General features: G+C 40.0%; 22 protein-coding genes and 1 pseudogene. 11 read left to right on the top strand and 12 right to left on the bottom strand.

Annotation, left to right across the window (positions count from 1 at the left end; translation table 11 throughout):
• Positions 1-25 precede the first annotated feature (25 nt).
• Both glgA and IQ244_RS08795 read left to right on the top strand, forming a co-directional pair.
• Entirely contained in the window at positions 26-1,504 is a 1,479-nt protein-coding gene (glgA, locus tag IQ244_RS08800) for a glycogen synthase GlgA (protein WP_193892241.1), read from the top strand.
• Positions 1,505-1,846: 342 nt separating this feature from the next.
• Complete coding sequence (locus tag IQ244_RS08795; RefSeq protein WP_193892239.1) at positions 1,847-2,326, top strand: hypothetical protein; 480 nt, start codon at positions 1,847-1,849, stop codon at positions 2,324-2,326.
• Positions 2,327-2,426: 100 nt separating this feature from the next.
• Here the strand turns inward: IQ244_RS08795 and IQ244_RS08790 are convergent, their stop codons facing one another.
• From IQ244_RS08790 to cutA, 5 genes are all read right to left on the bottom strand, one after another.
• Positions 2,427-2,726 carry a putative quinol monooxygenase gene (locus IQ244_RS08790; protein WP_193892236.1) on the bottom strand — a complete coding sequence of 100 codons (300 nt, stop codon included), beginning with the start codon at positions 2,724-2,726 and terminating at the stop codon, positions 2,427-2,429.
• Between the two features lie 22 nt (positions 2,727-2,748).
• Complete coding sequence (gene mtnB, locus IQ244_RS08785) at positions 2,749-3,387, bottom strand: methylthioribulose 1-phosphate dehydratase (RefSeq protein ID WP_193892232.1); 639 nt, start codon at positions 3,385-3,387, stop codon at positions 2,749-2,751.
• A complete protein-coding gene (locus tag IQ244_RS08780; RefSeq protein ID WP_193892228.1) occupies positions 3,375-4,007 on the bottom strand; it encodes an HAD-IB family phosphatase in 633 nt (210 codons plus the stop codon). Before IQ244_RS08780 ends, mtnB begins: the two co-directional genes overlap by 13 nt.
• 35 nt (positions 4,008-4,042) lie before the next feature.
• Positions 4,043-4,603 (bottom strand): 1,2-dihydroxy-3-keto-5-methylthiopentene dioxygenase, encoded by a 561-nt coding sequence (locus IQ244_RS08775; protein WP_193892225.1) that lies wholly within the window; start codon positions 4,601-4,603, stop codon positions 4,043-4,045.
• Between the two features lie 99 nt (positions 4,604-4,702).
• A complete protein-coding gene (gene cutA / locus IQ244_RS08770; RefSeq protein ID WP_193892221.1) occupies positions 4,703-5,014 on the bottom strand; it encodes a divalent-cation tolerance protein CutA in 312 nt (103 codons plus the stop codon).
• Between the two features lie 629 nt (positions 5,015-5,643).
• Between cutA and IQ244_RS08765 the strand changes: the two genes are divergently transcribed.
• Both IQ244_RS08765 and IQ244_RS08760 read left to right on the top strand, forming a co-directional pair.
• Positions 5,644-6,762 carry a hypothetical protein gene (locus tag IQ244_RS08765; RefSeq protein ID WP_193892218.1) on the top strand — a complete coding sequence of 373 codons (1,119 nt, stop codon included), beginning with the start codon at positions 5,644-5,646 and terminating at the stop codon, positions 6,760-6,762.
• A gap of 138 nt (positions 6,763-6,900) precedes the next feature.
• Positions 6,901-7,467 (top strand): hypothetical protein, encoded by a 567-nt coding sequence (locus IQ244_RS08760; protein ID WP_193892215.1) that lies wholly within the window; start codon positions 6,901-6,903, stop codon positions 7,465-7,467.
• Between the two features lie 17 nt (positions 7,468-7,484).
• Here IQ244_RS08760 and IQ244_RS32410 read toward each other — a convergent pair.
• Positions 7,485-7,721: pseudogene (locus IQ244_RS32410) on the bottom strand (6-phosphofructokinase); the annotation flags it as partial.
• 75 nt (positions 7,722-7,796) lie between these two features.
• Here IQ244_RS32410 and IQ244_RS08750 point away from each other — a divergent pair.
• Positions 7,797-9,191, top strand: a complete 1,395-nt coding sequence (locus IQ244_RS08750; protein ID WP_193892209.1) for a TldD/PmbA family protein — start codon at positions 7,797-7,799, stop codon at positions 9,189-9,191.
• Positions 9,192-9,244: 53 nt separating this feature from the next.
• On the opposite strand, the gene IQ244_RS08745 is transcribed toward IQ244_RS08750, so the two are convergent.
• The 3 genes from IQ244_RS08745 to cobA all read right to left on the bottom strand — a co-directional run bounded on the left by IQ244_RS08745 (position 9,245) and on the right by cobA (position 12,436).
• Positions 9,245-9,553 carry a hypothetical protein gene (locus IQ244_RS08745; RefSeq protein ID WP_193892206.1) on the bottom strand — a complete coding sequence of 103 codons (309 nt, stop codon included), beginning with the start codon at positions 9,551-9,553 and terminating at the stop codon, positions 9,245-9,247.
• A gap of 659 nt (positions 9,554-10,212) precedes the next feature.
• Positions 10,213-10,794, bottom strand: coding sequence for a dephospho-CoA kinase (gene coaE / locus IQ244_RS08740; RefSeq protein WP_193892203.1), 582 nt, complete (start codon positions 10,792-10,794; stop codon positions 10,213-10,215).
• Positions 10,795-10,864: 70 nt separating this feature from the next.
• Positions 10,865-12,436, bottom strand: a complete 1,572-nt coding sequence (cobA, locus tag IQ244_RS08735) for a uroporphyrinogen-III C-methyltransferase (protein ID WP_193892201.1) — start codon at positions 12,434-12,436, stop codon at positions 10,865-10,867.
• A 209-nt stretch (positions 12,437-12,645) separates the two neighbouring features.
• Here cobA and IQ244_RS08730 point away from each other — a divergent pair, with 209 nt between their 5' ends.
• Positions 12,646-13,242: a Uma2 family endonuclease gene (locus tag IQ244_RS08730; RefSeq protein ID WP_193892198.1), complete on the top strand. Its 597-nt coding sequence runs from the start codon at positions 12,646-12,648 to the stop codon at positions 13,240-13,242.
• 47 nt (positions 13,243-13,289) lie between these two features.
• Here the strand turns inward: IQ244_RS08730 and IQ244_RS08725 are convergent, their stop codons facing one another.
• From IQ244_RS08725 to IQ244_RS08715, 3 genes are read right to left on the bottom strand one after another with little or no spacing between them, the layout of a single operon-like run.
• Entirely contained in the window at positions 13,290-13,859 is a 570-nt protein-coding gene (locus IQ244_RS08725) for a Uma2 family endonuclease (RefSeq protein WP_193892195.1), read from the bottom strand.
• Between the two features lie 27 nt (positions 13,860-13,886).
• A complete protein-coding gene (locus tag IQ244_RS08720) occupies positions 13,887-14,351 on the bottom strand; it encodes a tetratricopeptide repeat protein (RefSeq protein ID WP_193892192.1) in 465 nt (154 codons plus the stop codon).
• A 4-nt stretch (positions 14,352-14,355) separates the two neighbouring features.
• Positions 14,356-15,318, bottom strand: coding sequence for a homogentisate phytyltransferase (locus IQ244_RS08715; protein WP_193892189.1), 963 nt, complete (start codon positions 15,316-15,318; stop codon positions 14,356-14,358).
• Positions 15,319-15,802: 484 nt separating this feature from the next.
• Between IQ244_RS08715 and IQ244_RS08710 the strand changes: the two genes are divergently transcribed.
• From IQ244_RS08710 to dps, 5 genes are all read left to right on the top strand, one after another.
• The gene (locus IQ244_RS08710; RefSeq protein ID WP_193892186.1) at positions 15,803-17,062 is read left to right on the top strand and encodes a glycoside hydrolase family 10 protein; all 1,260 of its coding nucleotides are present in this window, start codon (positions 15,803-15,805) and stop codon (positions 17,060-17,062) included.
• A 386-nt stretch (positions 17,063-17,448) separates the two neighbouring features.
• Complete coding sequence (locus IQ244_RS08705; protein ID WP_193892183.1) at positions 17,449-18,165, top strand: alternative oxidase; 717 nt, start codon at positions 17,449-17,451, stop codon at positions 18,163-18,165.
• A 78-nt stretch (positions 18,166-18,243) separates the two neighbouring features.
• On the top strand, positions 18,244-19,935 hold the full coding sequence (locus IQ244_RS08700; RefSeq protein WP_228058818.1) for an RluA family pseudouridine synthase: 1,692 nt from the start codon (positions 18,244-18,246) through the stop codon (positions 19,933-19,935).
• Positions 19,936-20,031: 96 nt separating this feature from the next.
• Positions 20,032-21,084, top strand: a complete 1,053-nt coding sequence (locus IQ244_RS08695; RefSeq protein WP_193892180.1) for an aldo/keto reductase — start codon at positions 20,032-20,034, stop codon at positions 21,082-21,084.
• Positions 21,085-21,264: 180 nt separating this feature from the next.
• Complete coding sequence (gene dps, locus IQ244_RS08690; RefSeq protein WP_193892177.1) at positions 21,265-21,825, top strand: DNA starvation/stationary phase protection protein Dps; 561 nt, start codon at positions 21,265-21,267, stop codon at positions 21,823-21,825.
• Positions 21,826-22,100: the final 275 nt, after the last annotated feature.

The raw sequence follows: 22,100 nt of genomic DNA, 5'->3' as shown, positions 1-22,100 counted from the left end.
AAGTTTTGTATAGCGAGGACTAGGAATGTACATAGTACAGATTGCCTCGGAATGCGCTCCTGTGATTAAAGCAGGCGGTTTAGGGGATGTTGTCTACGGACTGAGTAGAGAATTAGAAGGCAGGGGAAATTGCGTTGAGATCATTCTGCCCATGTATGATTGTATGCGCTACGACCATATTTGGGGATTGCATGATGCCTACAAAGACCTATGGGTACCCTGGTACGGTGCGGCAATTCACTGTTCTGTATACTGCGGTTGGGTACATGGAAGGTTGTGCTTCTTTATTCAACCCCACTCCAAAGATAATTTCTTTAATCGCGGCTGTTATTACGGTTGTGATGATGACAATATGCGCTTTGCCTTCTTCAGCAAAGCCGCTTTAGAATTTCTCAATCAAAGCAACAAGCGACCTGATATTATCCATTGTCATGACTGGCAAACAGGCCTAATTCCCGTCTTGCTGGCTGAGATTTACAAGTATAACGGAATGGAATATCAGCGAGTTTGCTACACCATCCACAACTTTAAGCATCAGGGAATAGGCGGTGGAGAAACCCTTGCAGCTACAGGTTTAAATCGAGAAGCTTATTATTTCCAATATGATAAGCTGCGTGACAACTTTAACCCCTTTGCCTTGAATTACATGAAAGGGGGTATTGTTTACGCCAATGCAGTGACAACAGTTTCACCAAACCACGCTGAAGAAGCTTGTTATACAGAGGTTGGTTGTGGTTTAGGCCATACACTGCATTTGCATCAAGAGAAATTTACCGGAGTTCTTAACGGTATAGATTACGATTTTTGGAATCCTGAAATTGACCGCTATATCCCCAGTAACTATACCCAGGAAGATTTTGAACAAAAAATATATAACAAAAAGGCTTTGCGAGAGCGTCTCTTGATTAGTGCTGCGGATAAACCAATCGTTGCTTATATCGGTCGTTTAGATAATCAAAAAGGTGTACATTTAGTACATCATGCTATTTATCACGCACTCAATAAAGGCGCACAGTTTGTATTACTTGGTTCGGCAACCGAAGCGGCAATTAATACTCATTTCCGGCATGAAAAAGAATTTTTAAATAATAACCCCGATGTGCATTTAGAATTGGGTTTTAATGAAGAATTATCCCACCTCATTTATGCTGGGGCAGATATGATTATGGTTCCCAGCAATTATGAACCCTGTGGTTTAACTCAGATGATTGGTTTAAAATACGGTACTGTACCGATTGTGCGTGGTGTTGGTGGATTGGTGAATACAGTATTTGATCGAGATTACGACCAAAATTTACCACCAGAAAAACGTAATGGCTACGTATTTTATGACACCGATAATTATGCGCTTGAGTCTGCGATGAATCGAGCAATTGATTTGTGGTATCAGTCGCCTGATGAGTTCCGTCAACTAGCTATTCAAGGAATGAAATATGACTACTCATGGAATATTCCGGGAGCAGAGTATTTAAAGATTTACGAGTGGATCAGGCACTCATGGTAAATCAGAGTCATTTAATAACTTTCTCTGATAAACTTACTTATCTGTATTTAATTTAATCCAAATTTGATACTTTATGGTGGGTTTCGCAATTGCGAAACCCACCTTTATTAATTTATAAATCTTAAAATAATTTTTACTAGCTAAAGATTTGTTGCTTAGTCTCTGAGTTTTCTGGAAAGTTAAAGACTCAGCTTGAAGTAACAGAGTAATTTTCTGATTATATAAATATCTCAGGATAGATTTCAGAATTTCAATACAAGCTATAGATCAGAATATGAACGTTCTAATTGTCTAGAAAGATTTGATGTAATCTAAAATCCAAAATTGCTAGAAGAGGTAAATATGCTCCATCACATTTCTATTTCTGTAAAAAATCCTCAGCACGTAGCTAATGTCATGGCAGAAATTATGCACGGCACAGTAGTGCCATTTTCGCCTAATCCTGGTGGATATATGATGCTGGTGGGGGATGAATTTGGTACAGGAATTGAGTTTTATCCGTTAGGTAGTGAGCTTATTCCCGATAAATGGGAAGGACAAGCAGGATTTCAGATGAATGAGCATCCGGCAAATTACACATCAGTTCATGCTGCAATTTCTGTTCCCCTCACCATAGAAGAAATCGAACGCATTGGCGCACGGGAAGGTTGGCGCATGCTTCCTTGTAGCCGAAATGATATTTTTGATGTGGTGGAATTTTGGCTAGAAAATCGTTTAATGCTGGAACTTCTCACCCCGGAGATGACAGCTAAATATCTAGATGCAACAAGCCAGCAAAAATTAGCACAAAGGGCTAATTCTGTTGCGGGTGGTCGTACCTAAGCTTTTACACCTATTTTGTACATTTAGTAGGGTGTACTGATAGAAGTAGGTTTTTGACAATGATGCTGAAAATTAGACAAGGGAGACAAGAAAGAGCGATTTAAGCCAAAAGATGATAATGACGGATATCAGGTGCAGCAGCTACTAAACCTTCTAGTTTTGCTACTGCGCCGAGGAGATGGGGTGAATTTAAATGGGTGTCTAGTGCTTCAAGAGAAGTCCATTCTTCCACAAATGTGAAATCTGTTGGGTCAGACTGGTTTTGCAGGAGTTCGTACTTAGTTACGCCTACTTCTTGTCTGGTAGGCTCTATTAGTCCTAGCAGTAATGCTTTGAGTTCTTCTACTTTATCTGGTAAAGCAATCAGACGGGCAACAACACGAAGAGTTTGATTAGACATTATTTTGTACCTCTGTCATTTGTTATTTATTATTCTCTCCCTCAATTCCTAATTTTTTTGCGGCGACCATGTAGCGGAAAATATAGTCGAGCAACTCAATGTAGTTGCGGGCGGCTTGAGGCGAAGATGCCCAGACTGTGAGACCGTGGTCGCGGATAATGAAAGCGGGGATTTTTGGCGGATTAGGTTTAAAGCGATCGCTCATTTCCGCTACAATCTGAGAAACTTGTAAGTGATTGGTAAAAATAGGTACTGTACAACTAGGGTTTTCTTCCCACACTCCCAAGCCTTTGAGCATTTCTAAGGGTGGTAGAGGTAAAATATCTCCAACCACAAAACGCGCCACTAAATTAGATTCGATGGAATGAATATGGTAACAGGCTTGCGCTTCGGGGAATAAGGTATAAATTAACTGGTGAATGGCCGTTTCCGCTGAAGGTTTTAAATGTGGTGATGATGTCTCTCTTCTGTTATCTGGATAAATGCGGACAAAATCACTAGTAGAAAGTTCTCCTTTAGACAAACCACTAGCGGTAATCCAAAAACTGCGATCGCCTAATAATACCGAAAGATTTCCTGCTGTGCCTACCATCCAACCTTGCTGGTAAAAGTGACGGGCTGTTGTTATCAATTCTGTACGAGGATCAATCACAGTTTCCACAATTGCTGTAGATACTCCTGAATATCCGAGAAATTATTCCAGGGAATATAGGGTTTTTGATGTTGGTCTAAGTAATATGCTAGGCGATCGCGGGCAAATACAATAGAAGTTTGTAATCCCATATTCAAATCTGTGAGGGAGTCTCCAATGGCAATTGTCTCATCAGCGGGATACTTGGCCATCACTTGCACTTTGGCGACTAATTCTGTACCGTCTTCATAGTTAGAATTCACCTTGAAGTAATCGCCACTGATATCTAAATCAACGGCGTGAATAGCTGCTACTCTTGGGACTATCTCACCTAAAACAACTTCTACCATCCCCCGCAACCCACCAGACACCACAACCAAAGGGACACTGTGAAAATCGAGAAAATCTAGCAGTTCAATAAATCCAGGACGGATAAATTGCGATCGCGTAAATTCTAAAATTTCTCCATACTGTGAAGATGGAATTGATTCTAAAATTTTTTTCACTCCCTCCCGCAGAGTTATGCGCTGTGCATACATTGCGGGTAAAAATTCTGCCGCAACTTCCGGCGCAAACTTTTTTAGCACCGCCACAAAGGTTTCTTCAATTGTGATTGTCCCATCAAAATCACAAAAAACAATCCGCTTCACAGTTTCATCCTGTTAGATTAATTGGATTAACAAACTTACCCTGGTGATGCGACACCTTCAAAGGTGCGAATCTCTTTACCTGTATACTGCGGAACCCAGCCTTCTGTATCGATAAAGTAACGCACTGCTTTGACTCGTCGTGCTGAGGTGAGATAAAACCAATGTTCGGTTCCTGCTGGTACGTTGATGTATTCTTCTGGTTGTACTGTCAGTTCTACTTGGCTATCATCAGGACGCACAAAGCCAAAAATCGCTGCGCCATCAATCACATAACGTACCTCATCGTCTGCGTGAGTATGAATGTGAGCAAATTTTGCCAATAATCCATCCAGGTTGGGAATTTCTGGATTTAACACAATTAAATCGCGGGATTGATAACCTGCTGTTTGTTGCAGTAGCTCAAAATAATGATCTAGAGATTGGAGAACTTGGACTTTTTGATCTTCGTTGAGGCTATCTTGTGTCAGCAAATGATGTAACTCTGCATTTTCTCCCACAGACCAGCGATTAAGTTGAATATTCAAAGGTGCTAGTTCTTGGGCAATTTGATTTATATCTGTGAGAATCTTGCCAGCTTCTAGTTTTAAAATTGCCATAGCTTACCTTTCTCTTGAAAGTGCTGAGTGCTGAGTAAAAATTCTAGTTTCTATAGGAATCATATTTGATTTGGAGAAAAAAACGTAAGTATTCAGGAGTCATTCATACGTTTTTACTTCAGCATTCAACCAACTGAGAAACCCTGAATTGATTGCTGTTGGCGAAATCTCTGCAATAAAGTTAGTGTAGCTGATATGCTGGCGGATTACCTGTTCAATTTCTGCGCCATAACCATCTTGAGTTTTCACTATCAGCACTACTTCTGCTTCTTCGGTAATTTCCCCTTCCCAATTATAAGCACAGGTAATCGGAAACCAATTCACGCAAACAGCTAACTTTTGTTCGAGCAATACCCGACCAATTTGCCGCGCTTCATCTGTGTTATTCAATGTGATGTAGTAGAGTTTCATTGAACATCTCCATTAAATTGGAAAACCTAGCGCGAGATTTCCTTGATCTCAATCTGCGCTAAATTGCCTCATAAATCAACTACTGGCAACATATTTCCAAGTCTTGCGTCAGATACTAAGTATTTACATTCGTAGCATTTTTACTTATCCCTATTTTCTTAAATATGTCTTCTATCTAAAGACGTAATTTGTATATATGTTTTGAGATATCAATCTGCCTACAAGTTTATAACTTGAGGTTGATTAATAAATAGAAATTTTCCCTTAAAAAACATTAAGTAGTAACCCTAGGAAATCAAATATTTTGTGTACTAAATTACAAAACTTTACAAAATTGTATGTTATTGTTATTAACAATCAAGCAAAAATCAATTTATTAGCTTGCTGCCAGATTTTACTTTAATTAAATAAAAAATAAAGTACCAATATATGTATACTAATTACGTTGCTAAAATTTAAATTATATGTGTATGAAATATGCGTATAAGTATATAAAATTGTTAATTTTGTTACTAAATATATTTATAGGATTTTGATTTAAGTGAATTGCAAACATAGATTTTAGTAAGTGCTATTTTTAATGGTTTTGACAACTAAATTACGAAATTAATTGCTCAAAAAAACTAACTATGAATGCACTATCCATTACAAAGCTTGCCGTACCAGATCGATTTTGGTATACAGGAATTGGCAAAAAAGTTTTGATTGACTTTGGCAGCGATCGCCCAAAAATTATTCCTCACGTTGGACAAAGTTCAGGGTTTGAGGCAACTGCCAGTTATACTGATCCCCTAACAGGGAAACTCCGGTTATATAGCGATGGTCAATTAATTTTCAACGGGCAAACCCATCAAATCTTAGACAATGGAGTTTGGGGTGCAACAAGTTGGTCGGCAACACAAGCAGTGGTAATTGCACCCGCACCGGATGGTAATCCTAACAGATTCTATATCTTTACAAATAACAACCAAACTATATTTTACTCCATTGCCGATTTATCTCAAGGTGTGAACGGCTCAGTCATTTTGTTGAACCGAAAACTCACAGGGAAACTTGATAATCCTGGGGAAGCATTAGGTGTTGTGCCGCATAGTGATGGAAAGTCTTTTTGGATGATGATTTTCAATGGCAGAACAGAGATGCGTGCCTACTTAGTAGATAAAAGTGGTATTAATAACAAATATGTTTCCTCCTCAATTGTGTTCCCGGAAGATCGACTGAACCCTTTAGTGGGGAAAAAAGTCAAGAAAGGTTCAATTATTTTCAGTCCCAATTGGAACAAAGTCGCCTTGGGTGTGGCAGGATTGGGAATTGCGATCGCCAAAATTGACCGGACGACAGGTAAAATCAACCACAGCGATTTTTTAATTCGCGGTTCCGCGGGATATTCCTGCGCCTTCTCACCTGATAGTACAAAGTTGTATTACGCTAAAGGTGATTGGGCTTTTGGACAGTGGAGCAAACATACCTTAGAAGGTTGGAACGCGACACCGCACCAAATGGATTTAGTCACCGAGATAGAAACCGAAATTGATACATTGGCAATTGGTGATGTAACTGGCTATTCTGGTCCGAGGTTAGCGCCTGACGGCAAAATATACTGGACAGGACAAGGTAAATATTTCTTGGCGGTGGTAGAAAACCCTAACGCACCTGGCGACTCTCTCCGGTTCAAACCTAACGGCTTACCCTTGGGAAATGGTGTATTTGCTAGTTGGAACTTACCAACACAGACATTTAGTTTTTGACATAATTCTTGGTTTAAAGACGTAAGGACTTTCAACACTTCACTGTCTCGTGGTACAGAAGCTTCCTGTTTTGCGATCGCAAAACTCAGGTTATAGTGGGGTATTCTTTCTCAAAAAGAACACACCAGATATAGTGAAATGAAATATATTAAGCATTACGTTAAATGGATTGAACTCATTGTTGAAGTTATTTTTTTAATAGTTTTATTTTTGCTGGGACTCTTCCTAGAATATGAATTAGCGGCTTCCTTGTTCTGGCAATTTTACTTATTTATGGCTGTTTTAGCCCTAATCTTACTCTTGCCAGTATACTTACAATCTCGGCATAAACAGGAATTGTGGCTGTTCATTGGTTTCAATATCAGTCTATTAACTCTACATTTTTTGACTCTCAATCCTGTAAAACCTTTCACAAAGTTTTATCTCGACGCTAAAAATGGGATGACAATTCAGGAGGTTCAAAGCTTATTTAACCAGCATTTTCCCCAAGGGGGAAGATTTCCGCAACCGGAATGGGCATTAAATGATGAATATAATGGTGGTGTGTGGGAAAATCGTGACCTTAAAGAAAAAGGCTTTGTCGCTATACCTGACCAGAATTTAAATTACATTCTTGACCCAAACAATGGTGATTACAATGCGGAAATAGTGACTGTTTATTTCAAAGATGGCAAAGTGGTAGGAGCTAAGTATTTACCCGATTGATACTCAGCACTTAGAGATTATTCACCTACATAAGTGCCTAAAGCGCGAGTGCTTTGCACCAAATAACCGCCAGTATAGGTGAGGGAATTTTAGCCACTACATCTGCAATGGGAACAGCGACAACATGACAATTTTGCCAAGCTACCATCTGGTCATATTTTTCTCCTGCGCTATTAAATTAAATCGACAGCAGCTTTGCCAAAGACTATAGCTGTTAATCTGTCTAAAGCCGAAGGAATTCCACCGCGTTGAATGACCTCTTTCCCAATTTCCCACTCACCCTCCCATATTGCACAATAAATGTAGTTCGTTGCGGTGACTACCAACAAATGCCAACTACAATTGCAGACGCACAAAATTTAGTGTCTGATCTCATTTCCCGCTACTCATCCCGTGTAGATTATTTAATGATTCGCTTAGAGGAAGCAGAAGGAACTGATATCTTGTTGCGTGGCGACAAGGTAGAAACCCTGAGTGAAGGTATTTCTATTGGTGGACATATTCGCGCTTGTTATAAAGGTGGCTGGGGTTTAAGCAGTTTTAACCAGCTTTCTACTATTAAAGAACGGATTGAAGAAGCGATCGCAGCTGCTTTGATGGTGGGTGATGAAGAAACTTTACTAGCACCCATCAACCCAGTGCAAGCCATCTGTCAACTACCGCTAACAGGTACAGATCCGCGTAAAATTAGCCTATCGCAGAAAAAAGAATTGTGCGATCGCTACACGCAACTATTAAAAAGTGTTGACCCCCAAATTACTACAACTTCTGTCCGTTATGGTGACAGCGCCCAAAGAATCATTATTGCCACCTCCGAAGGTACACTAATTGAGCAATCTTGGGTAGATATGGAAATGCGCTTCGCCGCCACTGCGAGAAATGGCGAAACTGTCCAAACGGGAAGGGAAACTACAGGTTCTCGCAAAGCCTATGAAGATTTAGTTAATTTGGATGAACAAGTTAAAAATGCTGCCCAAAGGGCAGTTGCAGCTTTATCGCTCCCATCCGTTAAAGGTAATACATATACTGTCGTTATTGACCCTATTCTCACAGGTTTGTTTGTCCATGAAGCCTTTGGACATCTTTCCGAAGCAGATATGGCTTACGAAAATCCCGATTTACTAGAAGTAATGACCCTCGGACGGCGGTTTGGGCCAAAAGAACTACAAATTTTTGATGGTGCAGCCCCAGAAGGACACCGCGGAAGTTATTTTTATGATGATGAAGGGACACCAGCCACCACCACCCAACTCATCAAAGATGGAATTTTGGTGGGTCGCTTACATTCACGGGAAACCGCTGGTAAATTAGACGAAGCACCAACAGGTAATGCCCGTTGTCTCAATTATCACTTTAGCCCCATTGTCCGTATGACCAATACCTGGATAGAAGCAGGTAACACGCCAGTGGCAGATTTATTTACAGGTATCAAAGAAGGCGTTTATGCCCGTAACTGGTTAGGTGGGATGACTAATGGGGAAATGTTCACCTTTAGCGCCGGGGAAGCATGGATGATTAGAAATGGCAAAATTGCTGAACCCGTTAAAGATGTCACACTTTCGGGTAACGTTTTTCAAACCCTAGCTGATATTGAAGCAATTGGCGAGGACTTCTACTGGGATGAGTCTGGTGGTTGCGGTAAAGGTGGACAAAATGGTTTACCTGTAGGTTGCGGCGGCCCCAGCCTGCGAATTAGAGATGTAGTTGTTGGTGGAGAAACCTAGATAATTTGTAACTCGTAGTTGGTAATTACGAATTACCAACTACGAGTTATCAATTACGAATTATCTATGACTTTTTTGAGTAAAGCCATCCACATCTCTGGCGGATCGGCATAATAATCAATTTCTTCAACTTGATATCGAGATAATTCAGATTCACTCCGCAAAATAATGTAATCACAAGGCTTAATGCCTTTTCCTACCCCTGTCATGTGTCCTTCTAAACCTTGATTTATAGACTCAAATACGTAATCTCTGCCTGTAATAAATTGACTGTAGTCATGTATTTTTTGCTTTTGCTGTGACTCATTAGTTGGGATAACTAATAGTGGCAACCAATTAAAAAAATTGAAACTTAAATTCATAGCTTTTCTCATACAAAATTTAATATTTGGACAAAATCCTTTCTTTGAAAAATTAGTTTGGCTATATCGATATACATCTTGAGCAATAACCAACTCTGAAAAGACAAAAAAGAATCTAAATATCTCGCGATTAATACAGCAGGTTTCATCTATATGAGGTACACAATACTAGACACGAGTCTCTAGCCTCCTGCCCTCTATAAAGATGTAGTTTACTCAACTGAGAAATGCTGTAACTATTTTTGTAGATGACTAAACAGCATTGATTAAATAACCAACTGTTTTTTGAATATACCCAACAATAATTTTATAAGCAGTATTCAGAATTGTTCTAAATTTTTTGTAGACTTAATTCTGAACTTTTATTGTTTAATTTTTATCTCAAGATTATATCTGTGTTGCTGATGATGCCAGGCATATTATTATGCAAACATTAACTTTCCTGTGGCAGACTCCTAAGATACGCATTTACTACATAAATTACAGGAGTATAAACCGCAGTGTCCACAGTAAATTTACTAAAGTATTAATGTAGAATGGTTAAGAGATAAGTCTTGTTTACCTGACTTTAAATTTTTGATAGATATAGCAATTCAGAGTGACATTTAAGTGTCATAGATATGAATTTTTATATACATTTGTTCTTATAAAATTACAACTTATTTTAAAGCAAAATCTACCTGAAGTAATAGTGATTGTAAGGTAGAAGAGTTATCTAATACAACATCTGCCATAGATATCTTTTGTACCAAAGGTAATTGGCTGGTAATTCGTGCTTGTGCTTGTTCTGGATGCAGATAATTTCGCTGGATTAATCTTTGTAACTGTTGTGCTTCCGAACAACTGACTACCCAAGTTTCTGTAACTAAATCTGTCATCTGTGCTTCAAACAACAGTGGAATAACTAACACCAGAGTTTCCGCTATGGATGTAGCAATTGCTTGGAGAAAACATTTTTTGACATAAGGGTGAATCAAATCTTCGACCCATTGGCGCTCTTGTTGATTTTGAAAGATAATTTCCCCTAGTTGCTGACGGTTTAGATTACCATCAGGTAGTAATATTTGTTCACCGTAACGTTGCGCGATCGCCTGTAAAATAGGTGAACCCATAGAGACTGCATCTCTAGCATAAATATCAGCATCAAAAATCGGCAGATGATAAGCACTGGCTAAATAATTAGCAACAGTGGTTTTACCTGTAGCAATTCCTCCTGTTAAGCCGATGATGCGTTTAGTCATTGGTCAATAGTTAAAAGTGCTGAGTGCTGAGTAGTAGTATATTATTCCCGTGGACTTCATACTTCATACTTCACACGTCATACTTTTTCACCAAGGCTTGAGTTAGTCCTTCTAAGGTATATTCTTCAGCCTCAACATCTACCCGTCCGAATAAAGCATGACAAGTTTTAGAAGTTTGGGGGCCAATGGAAGCAATGCAAACATTCTGTAAATTGACAACAGCGTGATTAGCAAATGTTTTGTCTATAATTTGACAGAAAAATTGTACAGTTTTAGAACTAGCAAAGGTAATAATATCTATTTGATGATTTTGTAAAGCTAACTTTGCTGATTCAGGGATACTACTAGGACAGCAAGATTGATATGCTGCAACTTCAACGACTTCTGCGCCCTTGGCTGTTAATTCTTTGACTAAAACTTCTCGACCGCCAGTTTCGACTCTGGGGAATAAAATCTTTTGACCTAACAAAGCTTCGGGAAAGTTTTCTACCAACGAGTCTGCGACAAAGTTAGGCGGAATAAAATCTGGTTTTAGGGCTTGTTTTCTGAGACATTGGGCGGTTTTTTCCCCAACTACTGCAATTTTGACATTAGCTAAAGCGCGAGAATCTTGACCCAAGGCTTTTAATCTGGCAAAAAAGTATTCGATACCGTTGGTTGAAGTGAGAATTAACCAGTGAAAGTCAGATAAACTAGCGATCGCATGATCTAAATCTGTCCAACTAGAAGGCGGGCCGATTTCTAAGGTGGGCATTTCAATGACTGTAGCACCAACGGCTTGGAGGCGATCGCTAAATTCGCTCGACTGTCCCACAGAACGAGTGACTAAGATAGTTTTTCCAGCGAGGGGGCGGTGGTTGGACATAGTGGCGCGACTGGGAATAATTGCTGTAGTGGAATCCTCAGAATTTATTGTCTCAGATTGTAAGTACTGCCGTAGCCCAACAACCTCACCAATGACAATTACCACTGGCGAGAGTGATAAACCTGCGGTTTTTTCTAAAATATTATCGAGTTGACCAGTCCAAATTTGTTGATTCGGCGTTCCCGCCCAACGGATGATCGCAATGGGAGTGAGAGGCGATCGCTTCCGCCGCAATAATTGATGTAAAATCTCTGGTAGATTTTGTCCCCCCATCAAAATTACTAACGTCTCTAACCGTGACAGCGCCTCCCAGTCCAACGCATCTGGTTCATGGGCGGTAAACACAGCAAAACAGCGACTCATCACCGGGTCTGTCAAGGGAATTCCGGCGAACAACGGCGCTGCTAAAGCCGAAGAAATTCCTGGTACTACTTCAAATTCACAACCGGCTGCTTTCAAGGCCGCAATTTCGGAAGTACAGCGGCCAAAAATAAATGGGTCGCCTGATTTTAACCTGACAACTTGTTGACCAGCTTGACAGTGCTGCACCAATAATTTGTTAATTTCTCCTTGGGGTGTACTGGGTTTACCACCACGTTTACCCACATCTAACTTCAAACAATTTGATGGTACACACTGTAATAATTGCTCATCTATCAGAGCATCGTAGACCAATACCTCAGCCACAGCCAAGAGATGATAAGCCTTAACTGTCAGGTACGCCACATCTCCCGGCCCTGCACCTACAAGGTAAACTTTACCCAATTTTTCAGTCATAATCTGATATTAATGCGATCGGGCAGAAAAATTTCATCATATCAATCAAGATGATTATCGATGAGTTAGCGATCGTAGAATAATCTATATACAGATAAATTGCTTCGGCAAATACGAAATCCTTAACCCTCAAAAAATAACCTTACTATTTACAGAAGGTTTTGTTAAGGTATGCCCCTTCTAATTTAGTTTTTTAAGGAAGTGTTGATATGAGTATCCCACTTGTAGAACAGTCCGCAGAAGAAAAACTGATAACTCTCAAAGATGTTTCCTGGGAGCAATTCAAAGGAATTGAAGCCCAGCTATTGGATAACGACAATGTCCGATTGTCTTATTTATCAGGAATGTTAGAAATTATGTCTCCAATTGGTGAAGAACATGAATATGTGAAAAGAACTCTCGGTTATTTATTAGAAGCTTATATGAGAGAGTTGGGTATCCGTTTTTATGGTCGTGGTGGCTACACTTTGGAAGAGCCAGGCTATGCTTCAGGTACACCAGATGAATCCTATAGCATTGGCACAAAAAAAGAAGTTCCAGACATCGTAATTGAAGTTATCATCACCAGTGGAACTATTAACAAAAAAGAGTTATATAAACCTAAAAAAGTACCAGAAGTTTGGTTTTGGAAATCTAACTCTATCAAAATATTCCGCTTGAGCGAACAGGGTGAGTATGAAGAAGTCGAGCGTAGTGAGTTTTTTCCTAATTTAGATCCCAGTATATTGCTACAGTATATTGTCATCCCTGACCAGTATGATGCTGTACAGCAATTTATTCAGGCTATTCGCAATCAACTAGTTTGAAAACTGCAATTGTGACAGATAGCCTTTTATTATGCCCAACTTTCTCACTACAAATTTACCTTTAACCAGCCAAAAATTTCACCTACTGTCAACTGTAACTCTTGGCAGAAATTCGGTACGGGTAAAATGCTATCAAGTGCTTCAAAAGCTAAAGGTTGTTTTCCCACCGGATAAGCAGCAATAAATCGCTCATCTGGGTCAATTAACCAACCCATTTGAGTGCCATGATTGAGCGCGTGTAAGATTTTTTTTGTAACTTTTGTATGGCTTTGTTCTGGGGAAAGTATTTCGATAATCCAGTCTGGTGCAACGGTAAATGTATTAGCAATATCACCATTTTTATCGACAGGAAGCCTTACCCAAGAAAATACAGCGACATCGGGAACTATAGAAATTCCGCCAAATGTACAGCGTAATTCTGGAAAAGCCCAACCCATTTTTTGGACTTTGACAACAGAATTGATTTTGGGACATAGTTCTCCTTGAATAGTGCTATGTTTTCCTTGAGGCATTGGTTTTTGAATTATTTGACCGTCGATATACTCTAAACTTGGTTGAGTTTCTGGTAATGAGAGAAACTCTGCTATGGTCAATATTTTATTGGGAATTTTTAGCATAACTATCTGCAATTAAAAAAATCAGTTTCAGGTTAACTTGGCATTCATTTTCTCTAACAACTGAGTAACTTTTTGGGCTTTTTCAGGTTGGCGTTTTTGAAATAATTTTTGTGCTGTTTGCAAGTTAGTTTTAGCTGCTTCTGGTTGATTTTGCTGAATTAAAACATTGGCTAGGCGCAAATAAGCTTCAGGGTTTTTCGGACTGCGACGAATGACTTCTTGGAATAATTCTGTGGCTTCGGCAATTTTATCTTGTTGATATAAAACATCGCCTAAAAATAAGCGCACTACGTCATTAGTAGAATTGATAGCAATAACTTTCCGAAATTCTGCTTCTGCACCCGCATAATCTTTTTGCTGATAAAGATTAATCCCTTTTTGAAAATACTTGGAGGTGATTAAGGTTTTCCAGGCAAAATAAATCAGCAAGAAAATACTAGCAATTACTACCAAGGTGGCAAAAATATCATTTACTGGAAAAGTATCTAGCATTATTTTAAGCCAACAAACAGGCTATGGGAAATATTAAATATTCTAAGAAAAAGAGTTTCCAAATGAATTGATAGAAGCGGGCGATCGCTCGTTTATCTTGTAAGTCTACTGTTAAACTGCGAAACCACATCCCACACAGCAATATTAAATGGGTAATCACCAAAAAAGCTGAGTTCACTGACTGGAGATGTAGCACACCTGCCAACATCATACCTAAATAGCAGAGGGTGAGTACCCAAAGCGCCAAGTTAAATACAGAATGCGCTCCAAGTTTAATTGTAAATGTAGTAATGTTGTACAAGCGATCGCCCTCTATATCAGGGATATCTTTAAAAATTGCGATCGCAAAGGTAAACACTAAGATAAATATCGTCAGTACCCACACCGCTGGCGGAATTAATTCTTTGCTTTGCAGTACCCAATTAAAATGCAAAAATAAGCCTAAATTCACAATTGTCCCCCGGACAGAAAAAATGCAAAGTGCTGCCCAAAATGGAAATTGTTTTAAGCGAATTGGTGGTAAAGAATAAGCTGTACCAATTGCCAAGCTTAAAGCTACCATTCCCAACAAAAATGGCCCATTTAACCAGGCAACCACTAGTGCTAAAATCCCCGTAGTTATGACAATAAATTGTCCTAAGCGTCGAGAAAATTCCCCGGATGCTATTGGTAAATGTGGCTTATTAATCTTATCTATCTCCACATCTTCTAGCTGATTTAATCCAACAATGTAAACATTGCCACATAAACAAGCAATCCAGGCACCTAAAACTGGCACTAGGGAATTAGAAATGGGGAATAGAGAGTCAACACGATGACTAATGGCAAGGGCAATGAAATATAAACCCAATACACTTAGACTTGTGCCAATAATTGTGTGCGGACGCGAAAACTTCCAAAAGGCATATAACCAATTGAATGGCAAAGGTTTGCGTGATAAATGGCTGTTTTGAGAACTCTGACTCATGAGTAGCTTAGATTCAGTATTCCGGATTACTGTTAATCATTGTTACAGAATTGGCTCATTAACAACAGCCAAAGGTGAGATGCAATTGTCTTGGTGGACATATTGAGGGAAGATAAATGTAGGGTATGAAAATTCATAACAGCAATTTCCTCATGAACCCCTAATCTAAGCATTATTGCTGGGGTTAATTGTAGTTAAGTGTAGTATTTCTTCTTGATTTGGCGATTTCAGGTTATAAACAATACACTATTGTATCAGTAAATTTTGGTAATAATTTCAGCAAAGCCAGGTAAAATAAAGACTTGGTAAAATAACTTTTAGACACAATGTATATTGGATACTAATAGATACTGGTTACGTCATCCATAATTGACGGTATGAATTTTGTTTGAGTTTCTCCGGTGCAGAAAATTCGATGTGCAGCATTGAATGAACAACTACCAATTAACCATTCCTCTAGTAAACGTGAATACTTCAAGGCTATATGGCTAATCAATTCCATCACAAAAACAGGCGATGGCGTGTGTGGGTAGGCGACAAATCATTCAACCCGATGAAACTCTTTATTCTCCCAGGTTGGTGGCGCAAGCTAAAGCTGCTAGTGCCAATGCTGATGTTAGTCTCTTTCATGGCAGTATTGTTAGTTGATGGGCTAAAACCTGCGATCTCTCAACTACCACGCCAAGAAATTCGCGGTGTGTGGATGACCAACAATGATTTTAATATTCTGCGCGATCGCAGCAAAGTGCAAGAAGCAGTTAAACACTTGCAACGGCTCAATTTCAACACTATCTATCCCGTGGTGTGGAACTCTGGTTATGCTATGTATCCCAGCGCCACCGCCCAACGCGCAGGTATTCAACCTTTTATCGCCCGTGGTTCAGATGGACAAGATATCCTCGCAGACCTAATTAATCAAGCCCATCGTCAAGGACTTTTAGTCATACCGTGGTTTGAGTTTGGGTTCATGGCTCCGCCAACATCTGAGTTAGCCTTAAATCATCCAGAGTGGTTGACCAAAAAGCGCAATGGTAGTGAAACTTCCATCAGTGCAGCGGGTGAAGTTGTTTGGTTGAATCCTTTCCATCCCCAAGTGCAACAATTCATTAGCAACTTGGTGCTAGAAGTTGTTACCCAATATGATGCAGATGGGATTCAGTTTGATGACCACATGAGTTTGCCCCATGAATTTGGTTACGACAAATACACAGTCGCTTTATATACTCAAGAAACCAAAAACAATCCCCCTGCAAACCCTAATGATCCAGCTTGGATAAAGTGGCGGGCAGATAAGATTACCGCTTTCATGGTACAACTCAACCAAGCAGTGAAAGCCAGAAAACCCAATGCCATTTTCTCGGTTTCTCCGAATTATTATGATTTTGCTTACAAGTTTCACCTGCAAGATTGGCTGACTTGGATACGGCAAAATATTGTAGATGAACTAGTTGTGCAAGTTTATCGTCCGAATCTGCAAAGTTTTATCGCCAATATCGGCCGCAGCGAAATTCAAGAAGCGCAACAAAAAATTCCCACAGGAATTGGGATTATGACAGGATTACGGAATAATCCCGTCCCCATGCAACAAATTAAGTCCCAAGTACGCGCAGCCCAAGAACGGGGTTTAGGTGTAGCTTTTTTCTATTACGAAAGCTTGTGGGATGTGGCTCCTGAAACAGTAGCTGAACGTCAGGATGGATTTAAGCGACTGTTTCCTTATCCTGTAGTTCGCGCCAAAATATAAGAAATTTAAAATCTGCTGGAATTTAAGAAAAATAAATGCGATCGCTTGATGTGGTGAACTGTTACAATCTGGCGATCGCACTTTACTATTGCAAGACTTACGCACCAAAATTGTCTGTAGGGATTGGCTGTAAGGGTTTTGAATACATACACCCTGCTCTAAAACCTTTATTTTCCATCTTTTTGCGTAAGTCTTATTATTGATGATTTGTTAACTCAAATCTGGCATTGTGAGAACATAAAACACAGTCTCAATTTCCGTATTTCTCACAAGTTCCTCAAATTTTAGCTGTATAAAATATTGGACAGGCAATGTTACTAACTCACGTATATTAACCACACCTTAATTGCATTAATTAACTCTGTCAATAGTAAATGGAGACAGCTATGATTCGCCTACTTGTTGGTATTTTGGTATTTGTGATCAATACTATTTATCGCGATCGCCCTTATCCTCGTTTTTATGTTTTAGAAACCGTAGCGCGTGTACCTTACTTCTCTTACCTCTCGGTTTTGCATCTCTACGAAACTTTGGGATTATGGCGTAAAGCTGATTGGCTCAAGGTTCATTTTGCTGAATCATGGAATGAATTACATCACCTCTTAATTATGGAATCCTTGGGCGGAGATGCTTTTTGGGGCGATCAACTGTTAGCAAAAACCACAGCATTAATCTACTACTGGATTATTGTTGTATTGTATTTTATTACGCCTCGTTCTGCCTATTATTTCATGGAATTGGTAGAACAACACGCGTACATCAGCTATCATAAATTCTTGACAGCAAACGAAGCCAAATTGAAATTGCAACCTGCGCCTGTAGTGGCAATAGGTTATTATCGTGATGGCGACTTATATATGTTTGATGCGTTTCAAACTTCTCATAACCCCAGCGAACGCCGCCCTAAAATCGAAAATCTTTATGATGTGTTTGTGGCAATTCGAGACGATGAAATGGAACACGTCAAGACGATGCAGGCTTGCCAAAATACTAATACTCAATTTTCATTGAATAGTTCTCATACCTGGGAAATTAAAACTGAGGATTTAACTAATTCTGAGGTTGATTTTTCGAGTAATATACCTGAAAAAGCAGAAATTTGAGCCACTCAACTATAATTGGGGTAATGTTAAAAGAATCAAGATTAAATTTGGGCAAGGGTGACAATCATGCCTAAATAAATGATGCACTTTTCGTTACTTTCGCCAATTACCGATTTTATTGACTGCAAAATTGCCGTCAGTAGTTTATCTACCAACTATTACTATCAAGGTTATTGTTCGGAAACGGGGGAACTTTTCAGCTTACCCCGTACTGCTTTGATCGAAGAAATTGCCCGTGGTTTAATGAAATACCTCGCTACAGATGAGCGTTATGCCAGCGAAGGTAAAATGTATGGTGTTTTATTAGTCGAATTACCAACTGGTGAACCACAAGTCATCAAAGCTTTTTCAGGATTATTAAATGGTCAAAGTGTTGTGGATGGTTGGGTTCCGCCAATACCCGGTAGAGAAGCAGTCGCTTTTGCAGAAGCCCAAACTTTAGCAAAGTTAGACGCAATTAAACAAGAACTGATTGCCTTACAACAATTACCAGAACGACAGCAATATGAAATATTATCTGGTGAATTTGAACAGCAATTGCAAATAATCAGCGATCGCCATCGTGATTGCAGATATCAACGCCAAGCACAACGCCAACAGCTTTGCGAAACACTCACAGGCGAAGTTCTTACCCTCGCACTAGCGGAACTTGATGCAGCCAGCCGTCGAGATGGAATTGAACGACGACAACTCAAACGTCAGCGAGATGCAGTTTTACAACCACTTCAACAAGCAATTGCAACCGCAGACGCAAGGATACGAGAATTAAAACAGCAGCGTAAAACATTGTCTCGCCAACTCCAAGCCCAGATGCACGCGGCTTACTCAATGATGAATTTTTTTGGGCAGTCTTTAACTCTTCAACAATTAATGCCAGATGGTTTACCCACGGGTACAGGGGACTGTTGCGCCCCAAAACTATTGCATTACGCCGCCACTCATCACCTCAAACCCCTCGCAATGGCAGAATTTTGGTGGGGGAAATCTTCAGGAGATAAAATTCAGGGTGAATTTTACGGGGCTTGTGTAGAACGTTGTCAGCCGTTGATGGGGTTTTTGCTGTCGGGTATCAGACCTGACCCCCCAGCCCCCTTCCCTCGTAGGGAAGGGGGAGTTGTAAGCCCCTCCCCTTGTAGGGGAGGGGTTTGGGGAGAGGTCATTTATCAAGACGAATGGCTGATTGCTGTGAATAAACCTGCGGGACTATTATCAGTTCCCGGCCGTTATCAACACACCCAAGATAGTGTAGTGAGTCGTTTACGGAATTTATTAGCTGATGGGATGAACCTTGTATCTGTGCATCGCTTGGATCAAGAGACTTCTGGTATTTTGTTGATAGCACGCGATCGCAATACTCACTATCATCTCAGTCAACAATTCCAACAGCGACAAGTACAAAAAGTCTATGAAGCCATCCTGGCAGGTGCGGTGACAAAAAATCAAGGTGTAATTGAATTACCACTTTGGGGAAATCCGCAAAACCGCCCTTATCAACAAGTTGACTGGCAACATGGTAAACCCAGTATGACTCAGTTTCAGGTAATCGCCAAGGAAGGCGAATACACCCGTGTAAAGTTTATTCCCCTCACCGGACGCACCCATCAGTTGCGGGTTCATGCTGCGGTAGGATTAGGAGTGGTAATATTGGGCGATCGCCTTTATGGCTGTGTTGCTGAGGCTAGTCGTTTACATCTCCACGCCAGGGAACTGACTTTTTACCATCCCCAATTAGGAAAAACTATTCATCTACAAGCAAAAACGCCTTTTTAATTGAGTATTATTCGTCATTTGTCATCTATCATTAGTCGTTTGTTATTAATCATTTTTCATTGGTAAGGTAATTACGAATTACCAATTGCGAGTGATATGAGATACAAACTCTTGGGCAAAAGTGGGTTGAGAGTTTCTGAACTCTGCTTGGGAACGATGACCTTTGGTGAGGATTGGGGCTGGGGTGCTTCTGCTGACGAAAGTCGCAAAATCTTTGATACTTTCACAGAAGCAGGCGGGAATTTTATTGACACTGCCAATGGTTACACCGATGGTAGTAGTGAAAAAATTGTCGGTGAATTAATTGCCAAAGACCGAGAACGCTTTGTAGTTGCAACTAAATATTCATTTCCATTGCGAATGGGCGAAAAAACAGGTAATCCCAATGGTAGCGGCAACCATCGCAAGAATTTGATGCAATCTTTAGAAGGTAGCCTTAAACGTCTGAATACAGACTATATTGATTTATTTTGGTTACACGCTTGGGACTTCACAACTCCGATTGAGGAGGTTATGCGATCGCTTGATGATGTAGTCCGTCAAGGTAAAGTCCTTTATATCGGTATTTCTGATGCTCCCGCTTGGATTGTGGCACAAGCTAATACTATCGCCCAATATCAAGGCTGGACAAAGTTTATTGCTTTGCAAATAGAGTATAACTTGATTCAACGGACACCAGAAAGAGATTTGCTCCCAATGGCCAAAGCCTTTGATTTAGCTATCACACCGTGGTCGCCGTTAGCTGGTGGGGTACTAACAGGTAAGTATAATCAGCCTGTGCAACCAGGAGAAGAACAAGGCAGACTGGCAAACACAGGTATGGGAATAGTATCAGAACGCAGTTTAGCGATCGCTGAGGTAGTGAGTCAAGTTGCTAGTGAAGTCGGTCGTTCACCTTCGCAAGTTGCATTAGCTTGGTTACGCGCCCAAAGTGGTGTAGTTATCCCCATCGTTGGCGCACGCAAACTCAGTCAATTTCAAGATAACTTGGCTTGTTTAGATCTCAGCTTATCACCAGAACATCTGCAACGCCTGAATGAAGTCAGTCAAATTGAACTTGGTTTTCCTCATGACTTCTTGCAGAATGATACGATCCGCGATCGCCTTTTTGGTGGTACATTCTCTGCGATCGACAATCATCACCTGTGAATCACCAAAAAATTGCTGAGTTAGGAATAAGTACGCTTCTCAACGCTACTGAGTAAGTATTCCCAAGAATAATCAAGATAATAAATCATTTACAGGGAAAAACCATCTGTCTTCAGGAAGTTCCCCAAACTCAATCACTGTTTGTAGACTCATTATGTCGATCCAAAAAAACGTGGAACCATGAGCGACAATAAGCAGACATCCCGCCTTTACCCTACTCGGATTGATATTCCAGCCGAAGCACGTTCTCAAATCGTGGCCATTCTCAATCAAACATTGGCAGCTACCTTAGATTTGAAAACCCAGACAAAGCAAGCACACTGGAACGTTAAAGGTACAGACTTCTACCAGTTACATGAATTGTTTGATGAGATTGCTGGCGAATTAGAAGAATACGTTGATATGGTTGCTGAACGTGTCACAGCTTTAGGTGGCTACGCCTTCGGAACAGCTAGACTCGCTGCGAGTAACTCCATTTTGCCAGAATATCCCCTCGATATCTTAGATGGCAAAGACCATGTAACAGCATTAGCAGACCGTTTTGCAGCTTACGCAAAACATATCCGAGAAGCGATCGCCAAAACCAACGACTTAGGTGATGCCGATACCGCTGATCTTTACACCGAAATTTCTCGCACCATTGACAAACGACTTTGGTTCTTAGAAGCTCATTTACAAGTAGCGGAAATCAAAGCCGAAAATGGCTCCGTTGCAGCTAAAACACCAGCTACTGTGAGATAAATCGAGCAGAATTCAGAATCAGACTACTCACACCTGACACTCATAGTATCTTTTTAGTAAGTACGCCACTTTTTAGTGCGTACTTTTCATTTTATAGGTAGATATTCTAATATTTAAATAAGTCGAAAGCCAGCTAGATAAATCAAAAATCCTGCTTTAGTTAGTGTTTGATTGTCCATAAAAATCTAGCGCATCAACTTGATAGTTTTGTAATTTATACAATGCGATCGCCAACATATTGCTGCATACAAAAACATTAATTATTTAGATTGCCA

The sequence above is a fragment of the Nostoc sp. LEGE 06077 genome, assembly GCF_015207705.1.
Taxonomy (GTDB): Bacteria; Cyanobacteriota; Cyanobacteriia; order Cyanobacteriales; family Nostocaceae; genus Nostoc_B.
This window is presented reverse-complemented; position numbering and strand designations above follow the sequence as displayed.

Excerpts from the sequence above, each read along its gene's own strand:
- cutA (WP_193892221.1), bottom strand. The coding sequence starts at position 5,014 with ATGAAACTCTACTACATCACATTGAATAACACAGATGAAGCGCGGCAA.
- IQ244_RS08795 (WP_193892239.1), top strand. The coding sequence starts at position 1,847 with ATGCTCCATCACATTTCTATTTCTGTAAAAAATCCTCAGCACGTAGCT.
- IQ244_RS08720 (WP_193892192.1), bottom strand. The coding sequence starts at position 14,351 with ATGCTAGATACTTTTCCAGTAAATGATATTTTTGCCACCTTGGTAGTA.
- IQ244_RS08745 (WP_193892206.1), bottom strand. The coding sequence starts at position 9,553 with ATGAATTTAAGTTTCAATTTTTTTAATTGGTTGCCACTATTAGTTATC.
- dps (WP_193892177.1), top strand. The coding sequence starts at position 21,265 with ATGAGCGACAATAAGCAGACATCCCGCCTTTACCCTACTCGGATTGAT.
- IQ244_RS08710 (WP_193892186.1), top strand. The coding sequence starts at position 15,803 with ATGGCTAATCAATTCCATCACAAAAACAGGCGATGGCGTGTGTGGGTA.
- IQ244_RS08765 (WP_193892218.1), top strand. The coding sequence starts at position 5,644 with ATGAATGCACTATCCATTACAAAGCTTGCCGTACCAGATCGATTTTGG.
- IQ244_RS08730 (WP_193892198.1), top strand. The coding sequence starts at position 12,646 with ATGAGTATCCCACTTGTAGAACAGTCCGCAGAAGAAAAACTGATAACT.
- cobA (WP_193892201.1), bottom strand. The coding sequence starts at position 12,436 with ATGACTGAAAAATTGGGTAAAGTTTACCTTGTAGGTGCAGGGCCGGGA.
- IQ244_RS08700 (WP_228058818.1), top strand. The coding sequence starts at position 18,244 with ATGATGCACTTTTCGTTACTTTCGCCAATTACCGATTTTATTGACTGC.
- IQ244_RS08790 (WP_193892236.1), bottom strand. The coding sequence starts at position 2,726 with ATGTCTAATCAAACTCTTCGTGTTGTTGCCCGTCTGATTGCTTTACCA.
- IQ244_RS08715 (WP_193892189.1), bottom strand. The coding sequence starts at position 15,318 with ATGAGTCAGAGTTCTCAAAACAGCCATTTATCACGCAAACCTTTGCCA.
- IQ244_RS08760 (WP_193892215.1), top strand. The coding sequence starts at position 6,901 with ATGAAATATATTAAGCATTACGTTAAATGGATTGAACTCATTGTTGAA.
- IQ244_RS08725 (WP_193892195.1), bottom strand. The coding sequence starts at position 13,859 with ATGCTAAAAATTCCCAATAAAATATTGACCATAGCAGAGTTTCTCTCA.
- coaE (WP_193892203.1), bottom strand. The coding sequence starts at position 10,794 with ATGACTAAACGCATCATCGGCTTAACAGGAGGAATTGCTACAGGTAAA.
- IQ244_RS08695 (WP_193892180.1), top strand. The coding sequence starts at position 20,032 with ATGAGATACAAACTCTTGGGCAAAAGTGGGTTGAGAGTTTCTGAACTC.
- IQ244_RS08705 (WP_193892183.1), top strand. The coding sequence starts at position 17,449 with ATGATTCGCCTACTTGTTGGTATTTTGGTATTTGTGATCAATACTATT.
- IQ244_RS08775 (WP_193892225.1), bottom strand. The coding sequence starts at position 4,603 with ATGGCAATTTTAAAACTAGAAGCTGGCAAGATTCTCACAGATATAAAT.
- glgA (WP_193892241.1), top strand. The coding sequence starts at position 26 with ATGTACATAGTACAGATTGCCTCGGAATGCGCTCCTGTGATTAAAGCA.
- IQ244_RS08750 (WP_193892209.1), top strand. The coding sequence starts at position 7,797 with ATGCCAACTACAATTGCAGACGCACAAAATTTAGTGTCTGATCTCATT.